28 protein-coding genes and 1 pseudogene are annotated in these 18,475 nt (G+C 43.3%); 16 read left to right on the top strand and 13 right to left on the bottom strand.

Annotated features, from left to right (window positions below):
- Positions 1–44: 44 nt before the first annotated feature.
- The gene (yihA, locus tag K6984_RS06035) at positions 45–644 is read right to left on the bottom strand and encodes a ribosome biogenesis GTP-binding protein YihA/YsxC (protein ID WP_221894680.1); all 600 of its coding nucleotides are present in this window, start codon (positions 642–644) and stop codon (positions 45–47) included.
- Positions 645–744: 100 nt separating this feature from the next.
- Between yihA and K6984_RS06030 the strand changes: the two genes are divergently transcribed.
- Complete coding sequence (locus K6984_RS06030) at positions 745–1,452, top strand: c-type cytochrome (protein WP_221894679.1); 708 nt, start codon at positions 745–747, stop codon at positions 1,450–1,452.
- A 33-nt stretch (positions 1,453–1,485) separates the two neighbouring features.
- The gene (locus K6984_RS06025; protein ID WP_221894678.1) at positions 1,486–2,097 is read left to right on the top strand and encodes a thiol:disulfide interchange protein DsbA/DsbL; all 612 of its coding nucleotides are present in this window, start codon (positions 1,486–1,488) and stop codon (positions 2,095–2,097) included.
- Between the two features lie 101 nt (positions 2,098–2,198).
- On the opposite strand, the gene K6984_RS06020 is transcribed toward K6984_RS06025, so the two are convergent.
- Positions 2,199–2,450 carry a hypothetical protein gene (locus K6984_RS06020; RefSeq protein ID WP_221894677.1) on the bottom strand — a complete coding sequence of 84 codons (252 nt, stop codon included), beginning with the start codon at positions 2,448–2,450 and terminating at the stop codon, positions 2,199–2,201.
- 82 nt (positions 2,451–2,532) lie between these two features.
- On the opposite strand from K6984_RS06020, the gene K6984_RS06015 reads away from it, so the two are divergent.
- From K6984_RS06015 to K6984_RS06005, 3 genes are all read left to right on the top strand, one after another.
- Entirely contained in the window at positions 2,533–2,994 is a 462-nt protein-coding gene (locus K6984_RS06015; RefSeq protein ID WP_221894676.1) for an NfeD family protein, read from the top strand.
- Positions 2,995–3,010: 16 nt separating this feature from the next.
- Positions 3,011–3,856 carry an SPFH domain-containing protein gene (locus tag K6984_RS06010; RefSeq protein ID WP_221894675.1) on the top strand — a complete coding sequence of 282 codons (846 nt, stop codon included), beginning with the start codon at positions 3,011–3,013 and terminating at the stop codon, positions 3,854–3,856.
- 235 nt (positions 3,857–4,091) lie between these two features.
- Complete coding sequence (locus tag K6984_RS06005) at positions 4,092–4,466, top strand: IS110 family transposase (RefSeq protein WP_221894674.1); 375 nt, start codon at positions 4,092–4,094, stop codon at positions 4,464–4,466.
- Here the strand turns inward: K6984_RS06005 and K6984_RS06000 are convergent.
- The 6 genes and pseudogenes from K6984_RS06000 to K6984_RS05985 all read right to left on the bottom strand — a co-directional run.
- Positions 4,446–4,982 (bottom strand): transposase, encoded by a 537-nt coding sequence (locus tag K6984_RS06000; RefSeq protein WP_221894673.1) that lies wholly within the window; start codon positions 4,980–4,982, stop codon positions 4,446–4,448. The genes K6984_RS06005 and K6984_RS06000 overlap by 21 nt on opposite strands.
- Positions 4,940–5,257 (bottom strand): hypothetical protein, encoded by a 318-nt coding sequence (locus K6984_RS05995; protein ID WP_221894672.1) that lies wholly within the window; start codon positions 5,255–5,257, stop codon positions 4,940–4,942. The genes K6984_RS06000 and K6984_RS05995 overlap by 43 nt, the downstream gene beginning before the upstream one ends.
- Positions 5,258–5,284: 27 nt before the next feature.
- Positions 5,285–5,413, bottom strand: coding sequence for a hypothetical protein (locus tag K6984_RS32685; protein WP_263458596.1), 129 nt, complete (start codon positions 5,411–5,413; stop codon positions 5,285–5,287).
- 90 nt (positions 5,414–5,503) lie between these two features.
- Positions 5,504–5,677 (bottom strand): hypothetical protein, encoded by a 174-nt coding sequence (locus K6984_RS05990; protein WP_221894671.1) that lies wholly within the window; start codon positions 5,675–5,677, stop codon positions 5,504–5,506.
- Positions 5,678–5,704: 27 nt separating this feature from the next.
- Positions 5,705–5,833, bottom strand: a complete 129-nt coding sequence (locus K6984_RS32680) for a hypothetical protein (protein ID WP_263458596.1) — start codon at positions 5,831–5,833, stop codon at positions 5,705–5,707.
- Between the two features lie 35 nt (positions 5,834–5,868).
- Positions 5,869–6,372 (bottom strand): annotated as a pseudogene (locus tag K6984_RS05985) (IS701 family transposase); the annotation flags it as partial.
- A 234-nt stretch (positions 6,373–6,606) separates the two neighbouring features.
- Between K6984_RS05985 and K6984_RS05980 the strand changes: the two are divergent.
- The 3 genes from K6984_RS05980 to K6984_RS05975 all read left to right on the top strand — a co-directional run bounded on the left by K6984_RS05980 (position 6,607) and on the right by K6984_RS05975 (position 8,076).
- Positions 6,607–7,005 carry a transposase gene (locus tag K6984_RS05980; protein ID WP_230987933.1) on the top strand — a complete coding sequence of 133 codons (399 nt, stop codon included), beginning with the start codon at positions 6,607–6,609 and terminating at the stop codon, positions 7,003–7,005.
- Entirely contained in the window at positions 6,989–7,141 is a 153-nt protein-coding gene (locus K6984_RS30675; protein WP_230987932.1) for a hypothetical protein, read from the top strand. The genes K6984_RS05980 and K6984_RS30675 overlap by 17 nt, the downstream gene beginning before the upstream one ends.
- Before the next feature lie 440 nt (positions 7,142–7,581).
- Positions 7,582–8,076 (top strand): transposase, encoded by a 495-nt coding sequence (locus K6984_RS05975; protein ID WP_221894669.1) that lies wholly within the window; start codon positions 7,582–7,584, stop codon positions 8,074–8,076.
- Between the two features lie 360 nt (positions 8,077–8,436).
- Here K6984_RS05975 and K6984_RS05970 read toward each other — a convergent pair whose 3' ends face one another.
- The 5 genes from K6984_RS05970 to K6984_RS05950 form a co-directional block, all read right to left on the bottom strand.
- Positions 8,437–9,735 (bottom strand): transposase, encoded by a 1,299-nt coding sequence (locus tag K6984_RS05970; protein WP_221894003.1) that lies wholly within the window; start codon positions 9,733–9,735, stop codon positions 8,437–8,439.
- Positions 9,736–10,098: 363 nt separating this feature from the next.
- The gene (locus K6984_RS05965; protein ID WP_221894668.1) at positions 10,099–10,497 is read right to left on the bottom strand and encodes a hypothetical protein; all 399 of its coding nucleotides are present in this window, start codon (positions 10,495–10,497) and stop codon (positions 10,099–10,101) included.
- Between the two features lie 71 nt (positions 10,498–10,568).
- A complete protein-coding gene (locus K6984_RS05960) occupies positions 10,569–10,799 on the bottom strand; it encodes a hypothetical protein (protein WP_221894667.1) in 231 nt (76 codons plus the stop codon).
- Between the two features lie 16 nt (positions 10,800–10,815).
- Positions 10,816–11,268, bottom strand: coding sequence for a hypothetical protein (locus K6984_RS05955; protein WP_221894666.1), 453 nt, complete (start codon positions 11,266–11,268; stop codon positions 10,816–10,818).
- Positions 11,269–11,582: 314 nt separating this feature from the next.
- Positions 11,583–11,789, bottom strand: coding sequence for a hypothetical protein (locus K6984_RS05950; protein ID WP_221894665.1), 207 nt, complete (start codon positions 11,787–11,789; stop codon positions 11,583–11,585).
- On the opposite strand from K6984_RS05950, the gene K6984_RS05945 reads away from it, so the two are divergent.
- The 8 genes from K6984_RS05945 (at position 11,746) to K6984_RS05920 (ending at position 18,224) form a co-directional block, all read left to right on the top strand.
- A complete protein-coding gene (locus K6984_RS05945; RefSeq protein ID WP_221894664.1) occupies positions 11,746–11,886 on the top strand; it encodes a hypothetical protein in 141 nt (46 codons plus the stop codon). The genes K6984_RS05950 and K6984_RS05945 overlap by 44 nt on opposite strands.
- Before the next feature lie 432 nt (positions 11,887–12,318).
- A complete protein-coding gene (locus K6984_RS30670) occupies positions 12,319–12,798 on the top strand; it encodes a hypothetical protein (RefSeq protein ID WP_230987931.1) in 480 nt (159 codons plus the stop codon).
- Positions 12,735–13,601 (top strand): transposase, encoded by an 867-nt coding sequence (locus K6984_RS30665; protein WP_338024464.1) that lies wholly within the window; start codon positions 12,735–12,737, stop codon positions 13,599–13,601. Before K6984_RS30670 ends, K6984_RS30665 begins: the two co-directional genes overlap by 64 nt.
- A 166-nt stretch (positions 13,602–13,767) precedes the next feature.
- Positions 13,768–15,114: an electron transport complex subunit RsxC gene (rsxC, locus tag K6984_RS05935; protein WP_221894663.1), complete on the top strand. Its 1,347-nt coding sequence runs from the start codon at positions 13,768–13,770 to the stop codon at positions 15,112–15,114.
- A 36-nt stretch (positions 15,115–15,150) separates the two neighbouring features.
- A complete protein-coding gene (locus K6984_RS05930) occupies positions 15,151–16,164 on the top strand; it encodes an RnfABCDGE type electron transport complex subunit C (protein ID WP_338024449.1) in 1,014 nt (337 codons plus the stop codon).
- Entirely contained in the window at positions 16,161–16,496 is a 336-nt protein-coding gene (locus K6984_RS35645) for a 4Fe-4S dicluster domain-containing protein (protein WP_338024448.1), read from the top strand. Before K6984_RS05930 ends, K6984_RS35645 begins: the two co-directional genes overlap by 4 nt.
- Entirely contained in the window at positions 16,489–17,547 is a 1,059-nt protein-coding gene (locus K6984_RS05925) for an RnfABCDGE type electron transport complex subunit D (RefSeq protein ID WP_221894662.1), read from the top strand. Before K6984_RS35645 ends, K6984_RS05925 begins: the two co-directional genes overlap by 8 nt.
- Positions 17,544–18,224: an RnfABCDGE type electron transport complex subunit G gene (locus K6984_RS05920; RefSeq protein WP_221894661.1), complete on the top strand. Its 681-nt coding sequence runs from the start codon at positions 17,544–17,546 to the stop codon at positions 18,222–18,224. Before K6984_RS05925 ends, K6984_RS05920 begins: the two co-directional genes overlap by 4 nt.
- The last annotated feature ends 251 nt before the right edge of the window (positions 18,225–18,475 follow it).

Genomic DNA, 18,475 nt, shown 5'->3' with positions numbered 1-18,475 from the left:
TGGTGTAGAGCGGACTTTAGTCTGCTCTACCATGCCTGAGTAAATTATTCGGCCTGAAACCAGCTATCTAATAACTGATGAATATCATCGACCCCCGTCTTTTTTAATGCCGAAAACATTTGTAGCGTGACCGATATATCTTGCTTCTCAAGTTCACGCTGCACTTTAAACAAGGTATTCTTGGCCGCACCATAGTTGAACTTATCAGCTTTGGTTAGCAGTAGGTGCAGTGGTTTTTTGCTATAGGCGCACCATTCGATCATTTGCCAGTCAAATTCAGTCAATGGGTGGCGGATATCCATAACCAGAATAATACCGTATAAAGATTCACGCTCGCGTAAATAGCTCTCCATTAATAGATGCCATTGTTGCTTGATACGCTCAGGCACTTTGGCATATCCATAGCCAGGCAGATCAACAAAGCGCTGCTGTTCATTCAGGTTAAAAAAATTAAGTAGTTGTGTGCGACCCGGTGTTTTACTGGTTCGTGCCAGTGATTTTTGCCGGGATAAAGTGTTTAAAGCGCTGGATTTTCCTGCGTTTGAGCGGCCAGCAAAGGCGACTTCCCTACCTGTGTCAGTAGGGCAGGAGTTTAAGTCAGGTGCGCTTAGAATAAATTTGGCCTGATGATAGAGAGGATTCATGCGTAACTCGTGTGGAGGGATTAATTAATTTAGAGTAGAATTCTACCTAACTATTGTACATAACAACCTTATGTTTATCTTATTCCGAAAGGGGAATCTAATGAAGAAAAGTTTAATGGCGGTTGCAGTTTCGTTTGCTTTACTCGATGCGTCTGGCATTGCTCTGGCAGCAGGGGATGTTAGTTCAGGTCAGGAATTAAGCGGCTCTTGTGCCAGTTGTCATGGTGGTGATGGTAATAGTATGATGCCTCTGTTTCCAAAATTAGCTGCACAAAATGAAGGCTATCTGGTTAAGCAGCTTCATGCTTTTAAAGATGGCTCACGCAATGATGCAACAATGAATTCGATGGTTGCAGGACTTTCTGATCAGGATATTCAGGATATAGCCGCTTTTTATGCAGCACAGACAGTCTCGGAAAATGCGGCACCGCAAGTGAACCCAGATGATCTGGATGATATTGATGATGACGATGCGCTATCTGCAGATGAAAAAGCAGCAGCAAAACAAGTCTTACAAGATCAGCAGGCTACCTTGTTAGCAACGGGCTACGATGTGTATCGCAATGGCGATCTGGATAATGAGATATCCGCTTGTATTGCTTGTCATGGTCCTAATGGTGAAGGGAATGAACCTGCTTCTTTTCCGGCTTTAAAGGGGCAGCATGCGGATTATCTAAAGAAAACCTTAGCAGATTTTAAAACTGGCGCGCGTAGTAATAACGCTGATAATATGATGCATATGATTGCCAAAAAAATGTCCGAAGAGGAGATAAAGGCAATGGCATTTTATGTTTCTACAATGAAATGATGATGTGAGATAAATAAGAGAAAAGGAAATAGCATGTTTAAAAATATCATTAAAGCGAGCCTGGTAAGCTTGCTGGTTTTGACTAGCGTCAGCTTTGCAGCGGACAAAGGCTATAAGGACCTGGCGACAATACAGCCAACTCAGGATCCTACTAAGGTCGAAGTGATCGAGTTATTCTGGTATGGCTGCCCACACTGCTATCAATTCGAGCCGGCTATAGAAAAATGGCGCTCTAATTTACCTGATAATGTTATCTTTATACGCCAGCCAGCAGTGTTTAGTGCGCTTTGGGCAAAGCATGCGAAAGCTTATTTTACGGCTGAAGTGCTGGGTGTTGTAGATAAGGTTCATGCCGACTTTTTTCAGGCGATACAGGTTAATAAGCAACAATTAACCAGCGAAGATGATTTGGCGAAGTTCTTTGTAGCGCATGGTGTTGATGAAACTGCTTTTCATGATGCCTACAATTCTTTTATCGTAGATACAAAAATGCGTCAGGCAAAAAGTATGGGACCACGTTATGGTATTGCCGGTGTTCCAGCCATTGTGGTTAATGGCAAGTATCTGGTTAATGGCAGAACCGCTGGTTCCCATGGAGGCATTATCAAGGTGATGAATGAGTTAATTACTCAGGAAAGTAAATAAGTAGAGTGGTATTACGCGATAGCTAATGCCAGGGCTTGTTGCAGGATTAGTGGACTGAAGTCCGCTCTATCCTGCTCAATAAGATAAAAATCCAGACCTGCCTATTTCACTAAGTCGGAAGGAATTTCTGTAGGTGCTTGCTGCTCGGTTTGTACTACTTCTGATAGCGGGACGTTTTGTCTGTTTCCTTCGCCAAACATGATAGCAGCAGCCATAAATAAAACCAGTGACACGCCGACAATGATATACCTGTTCGGTTGCTCCATCCAGAATAGCAGCCATTTCGGTTTGATTAAACCTACTACTAAAATACCAACCGCCAGAATAAGTAAATTAAACGCCCAGATAATCATGATTTTTCCTATTGTAAATAAAATATGACTATTGTACTTAATCGGGCATGAAATAAAATAAATTTTAAGGGGAGGAGGACTGATGGAGTGGTTAAATGCAAATATTGCTTACTGGCACTGGCTGATTTTTGGGCTAGGCTTAGCGCTGGCGGAGATATTATTGGTTAGTTTTGTTGCCTTATGGTTCGGTGTCAGTGCAATTATTGTCGGCTTGCTGTTATGGATAGTGCCTTTTTCATTTACTGTGCAGCTGATGCTCTGGATAATCTTGTCCATTATTATCGTATTTTCCTGGTTTAAATGGGTATCACCACATCTTAAAAATAAAACCTTTTCCGGCATGTCGCGGGAGAGCATGATAGGGCAAGTTGGCACGGTGATTGAGTATAATTCAGTGCATGAGGGGCGTGGAACTTTGCGCTTTCCTGCCCCGATTCTGGGCAATGATGAATGGCAATTTATTTGTACTGATACAGTAGATTTAGGTGGTCGCGTCATGGTGCGCGAATTTTCGGGTAATACGCTGATTGTTTCAGCAAAATAATGTGAGAGGATAGTATATGGAAGGTTTATCAGTTGTAGGAGTATTTGTATTATTAGTGATTGTAACGGTCGTAAAAGGCGTGCGCATAGTCCCACAGGGTTATAAGCATATCGTGCAACGCCTGGGGAAATATCACTCGACCTTAACGCCCGGCTTGAATTTTGTGATTCCCTATGTGGATTCTATTATCGACAGGCTGACGACTAAGGATATCGTACTGGACATCCCTTCGCAGGAAGTGATCACCAAAGATAATGCGATGATTATTGCCAATGCGATAGCTTATATTAATATCGTATCCCCAGAGAAAGCTGTTTATGGCGTAGAAGATTACGAGCTGGCAATCGTAAAGCTTATCCAGACATCACTGAGAGCAATTATTGGTGAAATGACTTTAGATGAAGCTTTGTCATCAAGAGAGCATATCAAAACAAAGTTAAAAGACGGCACCTCCGATGATATCGCCGACTGGGGTATCACCCTTAAAACCGTGGAAATTCAGGATATCAATCCGTCTACAACCATGCAGGCATCAATGGAAGAGCAAAGTGCTGCAGAACGGGAACGTCGTGCAGCAGTCACGCGGGCAAAAGGCGCAAAACAAGCGGCTATTCTTGAAGCGGATGGGCGATTAGAAGCCTCCCACCGTGATGCCGAAGCAAAAATATTACTCGCAGATGCCAGTGGTAAAGCGATAGAAAGCATTACCACCGCGCTGAAAGATAAAGAGCTACCGGCAACTTATTTACTAGGTGAAAAATATATTGAGGCGATGCGCGAATTAGCCGAGTCTGATAATTCTAAAACAGTCGTCTTACCCGCTGATTTATTACATGCAGTCAAAGGTATTTTAGGTAAGTAAGCGCGCACGCTGCCCTGCGTAGGCTGATGATATGGACTCCTCTCCCACCAACAGTGTCATAATGCACCTAAGGGTAATAACGGAGCAAAGAGGAGCCCAACATGAATAATAGCGTAATTGGATTGGATATAGCAAAAAATATTTTTCACATGTATACATTTGATGAAAAAAATCAAAACCTGTTAAGAAAAAGCTAAAACGAGCTGAGCTTTTAATATTTTTTGCAAATTATCCAGTGAGCTTAATTGGAATAGAAGACTGTGGCGGAGCTCATCACTGGGCAAGAGAGTTAACTAAACAAGGGCATGAAGTCATTTTGCTTAATGCCCGTCATGTAAAGGGTTTTGTGGTGGGGAACAAAAATGACTTTAATGATGCCGCTGCTATATTTGATGCGGTTACCCGTCCAAATAAGCGCACAGTGTCGATAAAAACGATTGGACAGCAAGACATTCAACTTGTTCATAGAATACGTGAAGGCCTTGTTGGCAAACGTACTGCGCTGGTTAATCAAGTGCGAGGGCTACTCAGTGAAAGAGGCATTGTTATTCCTAAAGGTATAAAGAAACTGAAGTTTCTTAGAAATTCATCAAGCAACCATTCGCAATAAAACGGCTACCACCGAATTTACAGGGGAGCTGCTGTATTTGTGGCAAACCCTTTCAAAATCCGGATCCAAAGCCGCTTCGGCAATGATGCGGCGGATATCTGAAAAGGCGAAACTGGCTCGCCCCTTCACTTTGTGCCGACGTTCCGGATTGGTTTTTAAACGATCCGCGTAAATCCACGTCAGCGTTGTTGCCATCATACAGAAGTTCAAATGGTTGGTCACTGCCTGCGCATTTCGACACTGACTTTTCTGACTCCCTATGTCTTGCTTGAGCTCTTTGAACCCGGATTCTATTTTCCATCGCGCACCATAATACTCAATAATCTGTGTGACGGATAAACTTAGATCGGTCGTAAACAAAGCAATCCACTGTGTGCGACGAAACCCCCAGACAACCTGAACGGGTCGTTTCAATGTTGTCAGCATGACAACGCGACTATAAGCCCTGACTTCACGCTGTTTTCCATAGAGATTCACGGTATACGATCGGGCCTTTTGTTGTACTGTTTTTGCCATGTCTGTGGCTGACCCCAGACGCTGCCCGTACTTTTTATTCCGCCCCTCTGCTTGGGTTTTCTTTTTTCTGGACGATCGTACAGTACATTATTGCACCTTAACCTAGAGAGAATATTAAACCGGCTTCCGATAGCTTTGTAAACAGGCTTCCATCGCTGAAAATCCTGGAAACGGAGCTTTAGCGAAGTGAAGATTTTTAGTCCGCGATAGCCGTAGGGCCGTTGTTTTGTCGGAGTCTGAGCGTTAGCGAAGGTGGAGACAAAATAAAAGGCCATCCGACACGGCGTCAAGTCATTTGGAGCCTATGTTCCGACCCCTTGTTGGGTCGGGACGAGGTGACGAGGACGAATCGGGGCCGCCGGAGGCATAAGTGGTCGCGTTAAGTTTTTGCTGCTTGCTTGGGCTGGGATGCCCAAAACAAGCTTTCGCAAAAATAGCGACTCCCCGAAGGCCATTGTTGCCAAACCAGCTATCAGTGACTGTCAATATCGGAGCGGTGGAAAAATGTTCTGCAATTGCAATCAGCATTTGAGCCGCCTGAGCCATCTTGGTCTGGAAAGGAACGACATCACCCGCTGAAAATCCTGGAAACGGAGCTTTAGCGAAGTGAAGATTTTTAGTCCGCGATAGCCGTAGGGCCGTTGTTTTGTCGGAGTCTGAGCGTTAGCGAAGGTGGAGACAAAATAAAAGGCCATCCGACACGGCGTCAAGTCATTTGGAGCCTATGTTCCGACCCCTTGTTGGGTCGGGACGAGGTGACGAGGACGAATCGGGGCCGCCGGAGGCATAAGTGGTCGCGTTAAGTTTTTGCTGCTTGCTTGGGCTGGGATGCCCAAAACAAGCTTTCGCAAAAATAGCGACTCCCCGATCTTATCGTGGCGGTTTCTTTTTTTGCCTGAATTGTTTTTAAGGGCAGATAAAATCGGAAATCTAAAAATAAGCACGCCCAGCGACCTTTGACCTGTTTCAGCAACCCTACCGATACAATATTTTGTGCCCATGGATATTTGTTTTGATTCGATTTGGCCGCGTGGTCAAAAATGGCTTCACAGCCGAAGATATTTTTGCCTACTTTAGTGATAATGGAGTCATCCAGTGCAACCAATATGCGCCCATCTGTTTCAGGAGACGGAATCAGCTCCCAGATAGTTTTCCACAGCCCAGCCCACGGCAAAGTTGAAGAAGCCATGAAAGTGTAAAAGCGCTTATTCTTGATCTCAAACCCAAACAACGTATCAAGGCAACGCCAAAGATTAGATGTCATCGACGACGTAAAGGGAACGATAATAGACAGGATCGTGTAAACAAACAGAGAGGCTCGTTCGCGGCCTAAAGTGGTTTTGGAAAAATGATCTTGAAGCGGAAGTAAAGTATCGCGTAAAATGAACATGAATGAGGCAGGTTTGTTTGTATAATCAATGTGTTAGAAACTTTCATTATACACTAAAACTAGGCCTCATTCGCGATTAACCTGTTGTTTTTAAGAAGAACTCAAGGCTTTTAGTCAACGGAATGCCATTAATATTAGTAATATCTAATATTTCAGAAAAATAAGCATTAGCTGATATTCTTATGCTTTAAAAACTAGGAAACTTCAGTAAAGAAAGTAAGAGTAGAATTACCGTTGATTTTAGAAGATAGCGACAATGATTTGACTGATTTAAGTCGAGAAATGTTTGCTGAGCAATATGAAAAACTAGTTGCACTAGATGAAGAGATTAAACAACAGGACAGACGTATTAGCCGGCTATGTAATAGCAATCAGTTAAGCCAGCGTTTTCTTGATGTGCCAGGTATTGGGGCAATAACAGCCACCATCATTGCCTCAGACATAGGGACAGGTAAAAGCTATCAGAGTAGCCGAGATTATGCAGCCAGCTTAGGGATTGTTCCGAGACAACATAGCAGTGGTGATAATCAGGTTTATTTAGGAATTAGTAAGCGAGGTAACCGCTATATTCGTACGATGTTAATTCATGGAGCACGATCGGTGTTAAAGCACTGTAGTGGTAAAAAAAGATAAATTAAGCCTATGGCTACAAGCACTCATTGAGCGGCGTGGATTTAATAAAGCCGCCGTTGCGCTGGCCAATAAAAATGCCCGAATACTGTGGGCGATGGCGAGTCAGGATAAAGAATATGATGCAGCTCTGACATAGTTAGAGTGCATAAGCAGGGTTACCCACCCTTTGCCCACCGACTGCGAGCTAGGAGGGCTCTTCGTCTGTGGACAAAGCGTGGATAACCCTGAGATAACCGAGTAACCAAGATTGCGGAGGCAAGTTAACCAATATTGATGACAACAACAGGTCAGACCGATACTTTTACAGAACCCTTGCAACCCAGAGAGTCCATTGCGAGACCGTTAGGCTGGTAGGGTCAAAAAGTATGCGAATAGATTCATCAGGAGTCCTGAGGCAAAAAAGCCTCTGTTACTCGATGTTCAAGTTTTTGATATTGAGAAGGTAAAATCAGGTATTCTGAGGTTGTTGTAATTTTATCGGTGTAAGCCCATGTTAATGAATGCCCCACCACCTTTATCCAAAGCTATATTGACGATTTAAATGATGCGCTCAATCAGCTAAAACCCGGAGCCGCTTTGACACGGATTCAAGCCGCTTGGTTGGGCACTTGTTTAACGGGCATACTGCTAATGAACTCTGTTTGCTGGGCTAAGTTTGAGCGAGCAAGCCTTGGAGATTGCAAAGTAGCCGCATTATCCTGGGTGTTTCGTAAAGCAAGTATACCCTGGGACTGGTTGCTACGGGTGAGTGTGGTCTTAATTTTAAAACGTTATGGCATTACTGAAGGTGTGTTGGCCTTTGATGAATCAGACCGAGCACGATCTAAGTCTACAAAACGTATTTATAAGGTTTACAAGCAGAAACACAAAGGCTCCGGCGGGTATGTTAATGGACAAACGATAGTATTATTGCTGCTAGTTACCTCATCCATTACAGTGCCTGTCGGTTTTTTCTTTTATATGCCGGATCCAGCCTTAAAGCAGTGGGATAAAGAAGATAAACGGTTGAAAAAGAGCGGTATAGCAAAAAAAGATCGGCCTATTACTCGATGTTCAAGTTTTCAGCTATAACTGGGCTAAGAAAAGTAAATTTTTCCGGCTTTGTTTTATAAGTGATTGATTTACAATGATGTTGATGCTTTCTTTGTCAGTAAAATTATCAATAAAATCAATCAGTTAAAAAACTTGAACATCGAGTATTAATATGTAGGCTTAGGTCTTTCGCTGGTGCCGCGTTGAGCCTGATGGAATGCTCCGCCCAATAAAGTGAGTTTATAGTAAACATCAAAGCAGAAGTCAGATAATAATACTGCAAAAGAATTGATTACAGCGCTGATTTTACTACTTCTTTTTTAAAAAGCTGGAATGTTAGAAATCTGAAGTTTTCCAATAATTATTTATGGTAAAATTGAAACTATGCTACAACTATCATCAGTGTTCCCCTATCAATTGAGGCCGTGAAACTAACCTCGCCACAAGAGAGCTCATAAAGCACTGTAAAGACATTCCTGTTATTATTGCGTTTTGAACTGCCCGAATGGTATACGAGCTGATACGAGATATTCTTGCCTGGAAAAATAATGGATTCACAAAACGATCTCGTTTTTGGGCCTGTTGCTGCCTTATCTCCAGAGCCTCGCTATATTTTTTATCCGATGGATGAATCAATTCTGGCTGTTGTGTTTTTGAAATCTCTTCAAATACGCGCATTAAATTATAGCTCATTGCAGTCAGGCGCATTTGATTTTCAAGTGAGCGGGTATTGGAAGACCAAGCTTTAGTTTCCTTGAAATTACTTTTAGTGTTATTGAATGTCTTTTCAATCGTCCATCGCTTGAAATACAGCATGGCAATGGTTCCAGGGTTAATAGTCATTGGCAAGGTTGTCACAAACCGGTGAAGTTTTCCGGTTTCTGGATCACGGTAATCCACCACGTTAAATTTGATGCCCTTGTTTTCGTACACACTGTATGCTTCAACCCCTGTATTGATCTCATGGCGGGAGTCAAAAGGGATAGACTCAACCAGAGTCGCAATTGAATTTTCTTTTAGCATTGAAATCATGTAATTAGCATGTCGTTTCTGCCGATCCCACCAGACAAAGTCGGTGACGGCTTTATCGTAGACATAGAGATGTTTCTGAGAGCTGTTATTTCCCTTGTTTTGCTTTTCAATATGATCTCGTAACACAGGTATTTCTTGATGCCTCTGAGTTCCGTTTGTCACCAGACAAAGAAATCTGAGCAACCCACTTCTGAGATTCAACGCGTAAATCCCCCCGGCCGCATAAACTTTCCCCTTGCTGTTTTTTTCAGTATGGCAGGCATGATCAATAAAATGTCCATCCGCTGCTTCTATGGTGTATTCGTCAAGTTCTGGGAATGCTTTAAGATAATCAATGCCTTGCGATAGCAGTGTTTCAGAGTGAAGATGGTAGCTCTGCTGTTCAAATGCCTCAAGCATACTTGTTCGTCTATGCGACTTCAGTGATTTAAAATACGTTGAGTGGGGAAGCAGCTGGCCATAAATCTGTTCATTGGTTTGGAGGAAATGGCGACCACTATCGACTACACTGATACAGCGTAATAACCCAAGGCGAATAAAGTCGATATCCTTCAACTCTGGGCATGAACGAGCCCACAAAGGATGACGCTCTGCTAACAGGGCACGTTCCATACTTTCATTGCAGTGTTGGTGAATATGTTCAGAGAGTGGTAGGTCTTTAAGCATGGGTGATATCCGTTTATGAGGTGATTAAAACGGAAATTTTTAGAAAAATTTTTTCGGCAATTGCAAGCTTTATTTGAAATTATTTGTTGTTTTTTTACGGTGCCTACAGAGTGTCTATTTGCTGTTATAAGTGATTAAAATCAAAAAGATGGAAATATTCGAGTGGTGCTACCTTCAGGTAGGTTATAGGCTGCTTTGTTTAGGTACTTCTTCTTTCAATGGGAACACTGATGACAACTATATGAAAAAAACAGTCTTTTCATTCGTTTCAAATGCTATTGCCTAAGGGGAATTAAGTAGGGGTTTGCTATAAACATGGCAAAACCACCTAAAATAAACCTCGATACACCAGCATTGTGTATTTCAGCTACTCAATAATTGGGAAACTTCAGTCTTGAAAAACACCGCCAGAGTCGCAATTGAATTTTCTTTTAGCATTGAAATCATGTAATTAGCATGTCGTTTCTGCCGATCCCACCAGACAAAGTCGGTGACGGCTTTATCGTAGACATAGAGATGTTTCTGAGAGCTGTTATTTCCCTTGTTTTGCTTTTCAATATGATCTCGTAACACAGGTATTTCTTGATGCCTCTGAGTTCCGTTTGTCACCAGACAAAGAAATCTGAGCAACCCACTTCTGAGATTCCAGGCGCGCCATGCTACCTCACGAAATTCCGGGACTCCTGTCGCCGTAATTCGTTCACCTACGCAGCGAATAGGAGATGCTCCAGCCGCCCTGCGTCCGCCACAGACTGAGCACAAAGCAGCTCAGTGATGGCTACCACAAATGGCTCTACGGCTATTCGGGATAAAATTTTAGCCTCCCTCGCGCGCTATCGCGCACTTCGGATTGGCAAATTTCCCTGCGCCTTCTGGAGACTATCAGCCCGTCCGGGGCTGACAGCGAACGCGTAAATCCCCTCGGCCGCATAAACTTTCCCCCGCTGAAAATCCTGGAAACGGAGCTTTAGCGAAGTGAAGATTTTTAGTCCGCGATAGCCGTAGGGCCGTTGTTTTGTCGGAGTCTGAGCGTTAGCGAAGGTGGAGACAAAATAAAAGGCCATCCGACACGGCGTCAAGTCATTTGGAGCCTATGTTCCGACCCCTTGTTGGGTCGGGACGAGGTGACGAGGACGAATCGGGGCCGCCGGAGGCATAAGTGGTCGCGTTAAGTTTTTGCTGCTTGCTTGGGCTGGGATGCCCAAAACAAGCTTTCGCAAAAATAGCGACTCCCCGATTGCTGTTTTTTTCAGTATGGCAGGCATGATCAATAAAATGTCCATCCGCTGCTTCTATGGTGTATTCGTCAAGTTCCGGGAATGCTTTAAGATAATCAATGCCTTGCGATAGCAGTGTTTCAGCGTGAAGATGATAGCTCTGCTGTTCAAATGCCTCAAGCATACTTGTTCGTCTATGCGACTTCAGTGATTTAAAATACGTTGAGTGGGGAAGCAGCTGGCCATAAATCTGTTCATTGGTTTGGAGGAAATGGCGACCACTATCGACTACACTGATACAGCCGCTGAAAATCATGGAAACGGAGCTTAGCCCATCTTCGTCACTTTCATCTTTCTAAGCCATTGATTCATCGGTTTAAGCGATTTTTTGTCGAAAAATTCTCTTTAAAATCAATGGTGTTTTTTTTGAAAGTTTTGTAGTGCCATTTATATTATTTCTGTCGATAAATTCATTGACTTTTGTCAAAAAAATCATCATTATTTGAGTGTAATTTACATGCGACAAAAATACTCTAAAAAATCCACCGTTTTATACAAAAACACAAAATCTGTAGTGCCAACTGTCTACTTTTTAAAATTTCAACCAATTGATTTATAACAACTACATCATCAATAGTGACGAAGATGGGTTAGCGAAGTGGTGATTTTTAGTCCCTGATAGGCGACAGGGCAATTTGCTGATTCGACGTGTGCTAGCAGCACGCGAGAGGAGCAAGAATTGCATTCCGAATAGCCGTCCAGCCAGTGAGGTAGTAATGACGAAGCGGCTTTTGTGCGTAGTCGTTGCGGACGCAGGGCGTTCAGGGCATCTCCCATCCGCTGCGTAGGTGAACGAATTATGGCGACAGGAGTCCCGGAATTTCGTGAGGTAGCATGGCGCGCCTGGTTGGTGAATATGTTCAGAGAGTGGTAGGTCTTTAAGCATGGGTGATATCCGTTTATGAGGTGATTAAAACGAAAATTTTTTCGGCAATTGCAAGCTTTATTTGAAATTATTTGTTGTTTTTTTTACGGTGCCTACAGAGTGTCTATTTGCTGTTATAAGTGATTAAAATCAAAAAGATGGAAATATTCGATTGGTGCTAGCTTCAGGTAGGTTATAGGCTGCTTTGTTTAGGTACTTCTTCTTTCAATGGGAACACTGATGCCTACTGTACCAATGTATGCATCGGTTCCTTTATAACTGAAGTTTCCCAATTATTGAGTAGCTGAAATACACAATGCTGGTGTATCGAGGTTTATTTTAGGTGGTTTTGCCATGTTTATACTCGATGTTCAAGTTTTTGATATTGAGAAGGTAAAATCAGGTATTCTGAGGTTGTTGTAATTTTATCGGTGTAAGCCCATGTTAATGAATGCCCCAGCCACCTTTATCCAAAGCTATATTGACGATTTAAATGATGCGCTCAATCAGCTAAAACCCGGAGCCGCTTTGACACGGATTCAAGCCGCTTGGTTGGGCACTTGTTTAACGGGCATACTGCTAATGAACTCTGTTTGCTGGGCTAAGTTTGAGCGAGCAAGCCTTGGAGATTGCAAAGTAGCCGCATTATCCTGGGTGTTTCGTAAAGCAAGTATACCCTGTGACTGGTTGCTACGGGTGAGTGTGGTCTTAATTTTAAAACGTTATGGCATTACTGAAGGTGTGTTGGCCTTTGATGAATCAGACCGAGCACGATCTAAGTCTACAAAACGTATTTATAAGGTTTACAAGCAGAAACACAAAGGCTCCGGCGGATATGTTAATGGACAAACGATAGTATTATTGCTGCTAGTTACCTCATCCATTACAGTGCCTACCCGACCAAAACAGAGATTGCATTAGGCTTATTAAAAGAGTTTAAAGTTGCGCATAGCCTGATTAAAATTAAAGGCGTACTGGCTGATGCGCTGTATGGTGAAAAAGCCTTTATGGACGAAGCCGCTAAAGAATCTGGAGGCTCGCAGGTGATTAGCCAATTACGTAAAAACCAAAATATTGAATATAGAGGTAGAATAAGGTCAGTCGAGAGCTACTTTAATTCGATTAACAAAGGCATTGATCAGATAATACGTGTACGTGGCGGAAAAGAGATTAAAGTGACTGTCAGCAGTACACGATTAAAGGTGAGTTCACACAGTAAAAAACGCTTTGTCATTGCCTTAAAATATGACGGTGAAAACGACTATCGCTATTTAGTGGCGACAGACCTGACTTGGCGCACACAAGATATTATTCAAGCCTATACGTTGAGATGGCTGATTGAGGTTTTCTTTGAGGACTGGAAGCTTTATGAAGGATGGGGGCGTGAGGCCAAACAATTAGATGAAGAGGGATCAAGCCGTGGCCTGATTCTGAGTCTTTTGTTTGACCATTGCCTTCTCCTTCACCCAGAGCAAATAGCCCGCATTGAAAGCAAACTACCTGCGTATACCGTAGGAAGCTTACAGCGCAAGTCTCAAATGGATGTACTGCTTGAGTTCATCACGTCATTGCTAGAGTTTCCAGATCCTGGTGATAAGCTGAAAGAGTTAGGTGAATTAATAAAGGATGTGTTTCAACTGATGCCATCAGGAAAACATATGATTGGCAGAGATTTAGGTCGCTTAGGGCCAACAGCATCATTAAAGTATTGTTCTACTGGGTGAAGGTAAGAGTTTGATGGCAATGGGATGGAAAAACTTGAACATCGAGTAACAATTAAAAATCAGGCCGGTTGCTTTATGGTATAAAATACTTTGAAAAAAACGCTTTGTACCCAAACTTACATCTAGGCAAATCAAAAAATGCATTCGGTATTCAGCACAACAACTTATGAATCTATTGAATCTATTTGGCAAAAAAACCTTCCCTCATGGCATCCATCCTGATGCCTATAAAGAAGAAACTAATGCTAAGATCACTCGCCGCCTGCCATTTGCCGATGAAATAGTAGTGCCGCTAGCGCAAAGCATAGGCAGACCGGCTAAAGCAATTGTATTCAGAGGTCAGCATATTATTCGCGGTGAAGTCATTGCCGAAGCGGATGGCTTTATGTCCGTGCCTATCCATGCTCCGGTTAGCGGTACAATCAAAGAAATTGATATCGCGCCAACTGCAAAAGGCGGCAAGCAGCCTGCGATTATTATTACCACATCGTTAAATTCTGGTCAGCAGGTTTTGGATTCCGGTGAGCGTAACGATTATCTGCAAATGACCCGCGAGGAATTAGTCAAAGCAGTACAAAATACCGGGCTAGTCGGCCTGGGTGGCGCGGCATTTCCCACCCATGTGAAAATGGCTATTCCTCCCGATCGGTCAATTCATACTGTGCTGGTGAATGGTTGCGAATGTGAGCCGTTTCTAACCACTGACCACCGGGTGATGCTGGAGAAAATTGATAATCTGCTGTTAGGCATACGTATTGCCATGAAAACAGTGGATGCCCCCAGGGCGATTATCGGCATAGAAGATAATAAGTTAAATGTATTAGAGGCGATTAAGCCCTATTTACCTGATGACGACAGCATTACTATTGAAGCCGTTGAAACCAAGTACCCGCAAGGTGCCGAAAAGATGCTGGCATATTCTTTATTAGGCATTGAAATTCCTTCTGGCGGTCTGCCTTCTGAAGTGGGTCTTGCTGTTTTTAATGTTGCTACCCTGGCAGAGCTCGGTGCATTACTGCCAGCTAAGCAAGGCCTGATTGAGCGCATCATTACTATAACCGGAGATGGGGTTAAAAAACCGGGTAACTATCTGGCTCCGATCGGCACACCGGTTCGTTTTTTACTCGAATATGCCGAGTTTATTGGTGCTGAAGCAGAGCTTATTTTAGGTGGGCCAATGATGGGCATGCCTGCTCGCTCGCTTGATGTGCCGATTACTAAAGGCACTGGCGCATTACTGGTACTGGATAAGCGCGCCACCAAGCGTGATGACATCTTGTCCTGTATTAAATGCACCCAATGCCTGCAAGCCTGTCCAATTAACTTAAACCCGTCCGAACTGGGTTTATTAGCCACCAAGCGTCAGTATGATGTAATGGAAGAAAAATATCATCTTAATGACTGCTTTGAATGTGGTTGTTGTAGCTATGTTTGTCCTTCCAATATCCCGCTGGTGCAATATTTTAGAATCGCAAAAGCTCTGAACAGAGAGAGGCACTTACAAAACAGCTAAGAGCATTACCTTAACAATCGAAAATAAATGGATTTTATGAATTTAGCAAAACTATTTGGCAAAAAAACCTTTCCTCATGGTATTCACCTTGAGGAATTTAAAAATGAAACCAATGCAAAACCTACCCGCCGCCTGCCGTTTGCACCTGAAGTTATAGTGCCACTCGCGCAGCATATAGGTAAACCGGCAAAAGCACTGGTATATAAAGGTCAACAGGTGACGCGCGGTGAACTGATTGCAGAGGCAGATGGCTTTATGTCGGTGCCAATTCATGCACCTGTGACCGGTACTGTTAAAGAGATTAGCCTGGCGAAAACTGCACAGGGCGGTAAGCAGGAAGTGATTATTATCACCACGGCACTAAGCTCTGGTCAGCATATACTGGATTCCGGTACGCATTATGATTATCGGGAGATGTCCCGCGAAGAATTGATCCAGGTGGTGCAGAATACCAGCGTAGTTGGTCTGGGTGGCGCTGCGTTTCCTACTCATGTCAAAATGCAGACTCCGCAGGATTGTTGCATTCATACTGTATTAGTGAATGGCTGTGAGTGTGAGCCATTTCTAACGACCGATCATCGTCTTATGTTAGAAAGAATAGATCACCTATTACATGGCATACGCATCAGCATGAAATGTGTAGGCGCGCCTAAGGCGATTATCGGCATAGAAGATAATAAAATGGATGTGTTACATGCCATTGAGCCATTTTTGCCCGACGATAATAGTATTAGTATTAAGGCGATTGCCACTAAATACCCGCAGGGCGCGCAGAAGATGCTGGCCTATTCTTTATTGGGCATAGAAATTCTATCTGGCAGTCGTTCATCGGAAGCGGGTTTAGCTATTTTTAATGTCGCGACTTTAGCCAAGATTGGCGCATTACTACCCAAAGGACATGGCCTGATAGAGCGTACCATCACCATTACCGGCGATAATCTGGAAAACCCGGGGAATTTCTGGCACCCATCGGTACGCCGTTACGTTATATTCTGCAACATGCAGGGTTTAAAGGTGATGAAGCCGGGCTTATTCTGGGCGGGCCAATGATGGGCACTCCGGTACGTTCGCTGGATGTGCCGATTACCAAAGGCACGGGGGGTGTGCTGGTACTGGGTGAAAGGGCGACTAAACGCGATGACATACTACCGTGTATTAAATGCTCAAAGTGCCTAACCGCCTGCCCTATCCATTTAAACCCATCGGAGTTGGGATTATTGGCAGCCAAGCGACAATATGATGTGATGGAAGAAAAATATCATCTGAATGACTGCTTTGAATGTGGTTGTTGCAGCTATGTTTGCCCATCTAATACCCCGCTGGTACAGTATTTTAGAATTGCAAAAACACTAAACCGTGAAAGGCACAGACAAGATGGCTAAAACTGATTTAAAAATTGATATACGCACTTCGCCGTATATCCGCAAGGCACCGACTGTTGCACAGATTATGCGCAATGTTGTGTATGCCCTGCTGCCTTTAGTAATGTACTCCGTATATCATTTTGGTATCAGTGCATTAGCGCTGATACTGGTCACCACCCTGTCATGTATTGCGACTGAGCATTTTTTCTGCAAAATGTCTGGCAAAAAATCTACCATATTAGATGCCAGTGCAGTCGTGAGTGGCTTATTGCTGGCCATGACTTTACCGCCAAGCTTTCCCTTATGGATGGGCGCTGTTGCCGGATTTACTGCGATAGCCATGGGTAAAACCCTGTTTGGTGGACTGGGCTTTAATATCTTTAACCCTGCTTTAGTTGGGCGTGCCTTTGTGCAAGCAGCTTTTCCTGTGTCTATTACGACCTGGACACCTGCTTTAGCCACTGAACGCTTTGCCGAATTTATCCCCTCGACTCTGGCCTGGCCTTTTATGAAGCCATTGCCCACGGAGGAATGGTCGACTCAGGTTGCTGTTGATGGCTTTACCGGCGCAACACCTCTGGCATTGATGAAATTTCAGGGTATTATCACCGATTCCTATGATTTATTTATCGGCAATGTAGCAGGCTCAACTGGTGAGACCTCGACGCTGTTAATTTTAGTCTGCGGCGCTTATTTAGTGTATAAGAAAATGCTCGACTGGCGCATTCCTGCTGCTGTTATCTTTGGCACTGCAGTATCTGCCGGGTTTTTTTATCTGCTGGATCCTGCCAAGTACCCCGCGCCTGCGTTTATGCTTCTTTCAGGTGGCTTAATGTTTGCCGCAGTATTTATGGCTAGCGATATGGTTGCATCCCCAGTCACGCCTTTAGGGATTTTCGTATTTGGCTGCTTAGTCGGTTTTTTAACCGTTATTATTCGCTTATTTGGTGGTTTGACGGAGGCAGTAATGTACGCAATCTTATTTGGTAATGCCGCCACGCCTATTATAGAAACCTACACCCAGCCGCGTATATATGGGGCGCGCAAGAAAAAGCAGGATAAATCATGAGTACGCCAGAAAATCAGGTACCTGAGCTACCTTCAAGCGCCAAGCTGATTACCACACTGGCTACAGTTGCCATGATCTCTGGTTTATTAGTCGTGCTGGTCTATGAATTTACCAAACCCATTATTGCCGAGAATCAGCGCATGGCGACTGAGCGGGCTATTTTTACGGTGCTACCCAGCGCAAAAAGTCACTTAACCTTTGTCGTTGAGCAGGATAAATTAAAATTAACCGGAGACAAGACCGAAGGTGAACTTGTTTATGCAGGCTATGATCAACATAATAACTTAGTTGGTGTCGCGATTAATGCCGCAGCGCAAGGTTACCAGGATATTGTTAAAATACTCTATGGTTATAATCCTGATAGTAGCTGCATCGTTGGCTTTGATGTGTTAAAAAGCACAGAAACCCCTGGCTTTGGCACCAAGATCACTACAGATAAGCAATTTTTAGCTAATTTTAAATGTTTAGATTCGCAGCTTAATATGGCACAATCTGGATTAGCCAATGCAATCACTACAGTGCGGCATGGTACAAAAAAACATGATTGGCAGATTGATGCCATTTCAGGTTCGACCATTACATCAAATGCAATCGGGCGAATGTTAAACAAAAGCGCACAAAAGTTGATTCCGGTGCTTATCAAAAATTTAGAAGTCTTAAAGCAAGGAAAGCATTAAGTTAAATTTTTATCATTAAAATCAACCTATTACATGTAGGCTAGTTAGATTATCAAGCGTAGCGCAGATAACGTAACCCAGCATTTTATGAGCCTTCTAAGGCGCTGGGTTACGTTTTTAGTGCTTCGCAAAAAAATCTAACCCAACCTACTCCATAACTCAAAATGTAAAACAAGATCTGAAGTTTCCCAATAATTATTTATGGTAAAATTGAAACTATGCTACAACTATATGAAAAAAATAGTCTTTTC

Source organism: Bathymodiolus japonicus methanotrophic gill symbiont (genome assembly GCF_019721995.1).
GTDB lineage: Bacteria > Pseudomonadota > Gammaproteobacteria > Methylococcales > Methylomonadaceae > Methyloprofundus.
The sequence above is the reverse complement of the archived record's forward strand: the minus strand, read 5'-3'. Positions and strand labels throughout refer to the sequence as shown.

What these genes read in the sequence shown, in the direction of transcription:
- yihA (WP_221894680.1), bottom strand. Translation starts at nt 644, where the DNA reads ATGAATCCTCTCTATCATCAGGCCAAATTTATTCTAAGCGCACCTGAC.
- K6984_RS06030 (WP_221894679.1), top strand. Translation starts at nt 745, where the DNA reads ATGAAGAAAAGTTTAATGGCGGTTGCAGTTTCGTTTGCTTTACTCGAT.
- K6984_RS06025 (WP_221894678.1), top strand. Translation starts at nt 1,486, where the DNA reads ATGTTTAAAAATATCATTAAAGCGAGCCTGGTAAGCTTGCTGGTTTTG.
- K6984_RS06020 (WP_221894677.1), bottom strand. Translation starts at nt 2,450, where the DNA reads ATGATTATCTGGGCGTTTAATTTACTTATTCTGGCGGTTGGTATTTTA.
- K6984_RS06015 (WP_221894676.1), top strand. Translation starts at nt 2,533, where the DNA reads ATGGAGTGGTTAAATGCAAATATTGCTTACTGGCACTGGCTGATTTTT.
- K6984_RS06010 (WP_221894675.1), top strand. Translation starts at nt 3,011, where the DNA reads ATGGAAGGTTTATCAGTTGTAGGAGTATTTGTATTATTAGTGATTGTA.
- K6984_RS06000 (WP_221894673.1), bottom strand. Translation starts at nt 4,982, where the DNA reads ATGGCAAAAACAGTACAACAAAAGGCCCGATCGTATACCGTGAATCTC.
- K6984_RS05995 (WP_221894672.1), bottom strand. Translation starts at nt 5,257, where the DNA reads ATGGCCTTTTATTTTGTCTCCACCTTCGCTAACGCTCAGACTCCGACA.
- K6984_RS05990 (WP_221894671.1), bottom strand. Translation starts at nt 5,677, where the DNA reads ATGGCCTTTTATTTTGTCTCCACCTTCGCTAACGCTCAGACTCCGACA.
- K6984_RS05970 (WP_221894003.1), bottom strand. Translation starts at nt 9,735, where the DNA reads ATGCTTAAAGACCTACCACTCTCTGAACATATTCACCAACACTGCAAT.
- K6984_RS05960 (WP_221894667.1), bottom strand. Translation starts at nt 10,799, where the DNA reads ATGGCCTTTTATTTTGTCTCCACCTTCGCTAACGCTCAGACTCCGACA.
- K6984_RS05955 (WP_221894666.1), bottom strand. Translation starts at nt 11,268, where the DNA reads ATGATTTTCAGCGGCTGTATCAGTGTAGTCGATAGTGGTCGCCATTTC.
- K6984_RS05950 (WP_221894665.1), bottom strand. Translation starts at nt 11,789, where the DNA reads ATGGGAGATGCCCTGAACGCCCTGCGTCCGCAACGACTACGCACAAAA.
- K6984_RS30670 (WP_230987931.1), top strand. Translation starts at nt 12,319, where the DNA reads ATGTTAATGAATGCCCCAGCCACCTTTATCCAAAGCTATATTGACGAT.
- rsxC (WP_221894663.1), top strand. Translation starts at nt 13,768, where the DNA reads ATGAATCTATTGAATCTATTTGGCAAAAAAACCTTCCCTCATGGCATC.
- K6984_RS05930 (WP_338024449.1), top strand. Translation starts at nt 15,151, where the DNA reads ATGAATTTAGCAAAACTATTTGGCAAAAAAACCTTTCCTCATGGTATT.
- K6984_RS35645 (WP_338024448.1), top strand. Translation starts at nt 16,161, where the DNA reads ATGATGGGCACTCCGGTACGTTCGCTGGATGTGCCGATTACCAAAGGC.
- K6984_RS05925 (WP_221894662.1), top strand. Translation starts at nt 16,489, where the DNA reads ATGGCTAAAACTGATTTAAAAATTGATATACGCACTTCGCCGTATATC.
- K6984_RS05920 (WP_221894661.1), top strand. Translation starts at nt 17,544, where the DNA reads ATGAGTACGCCAGAAAATCAGGTACCTGAGCTACCTTCAAGCGCCAAG.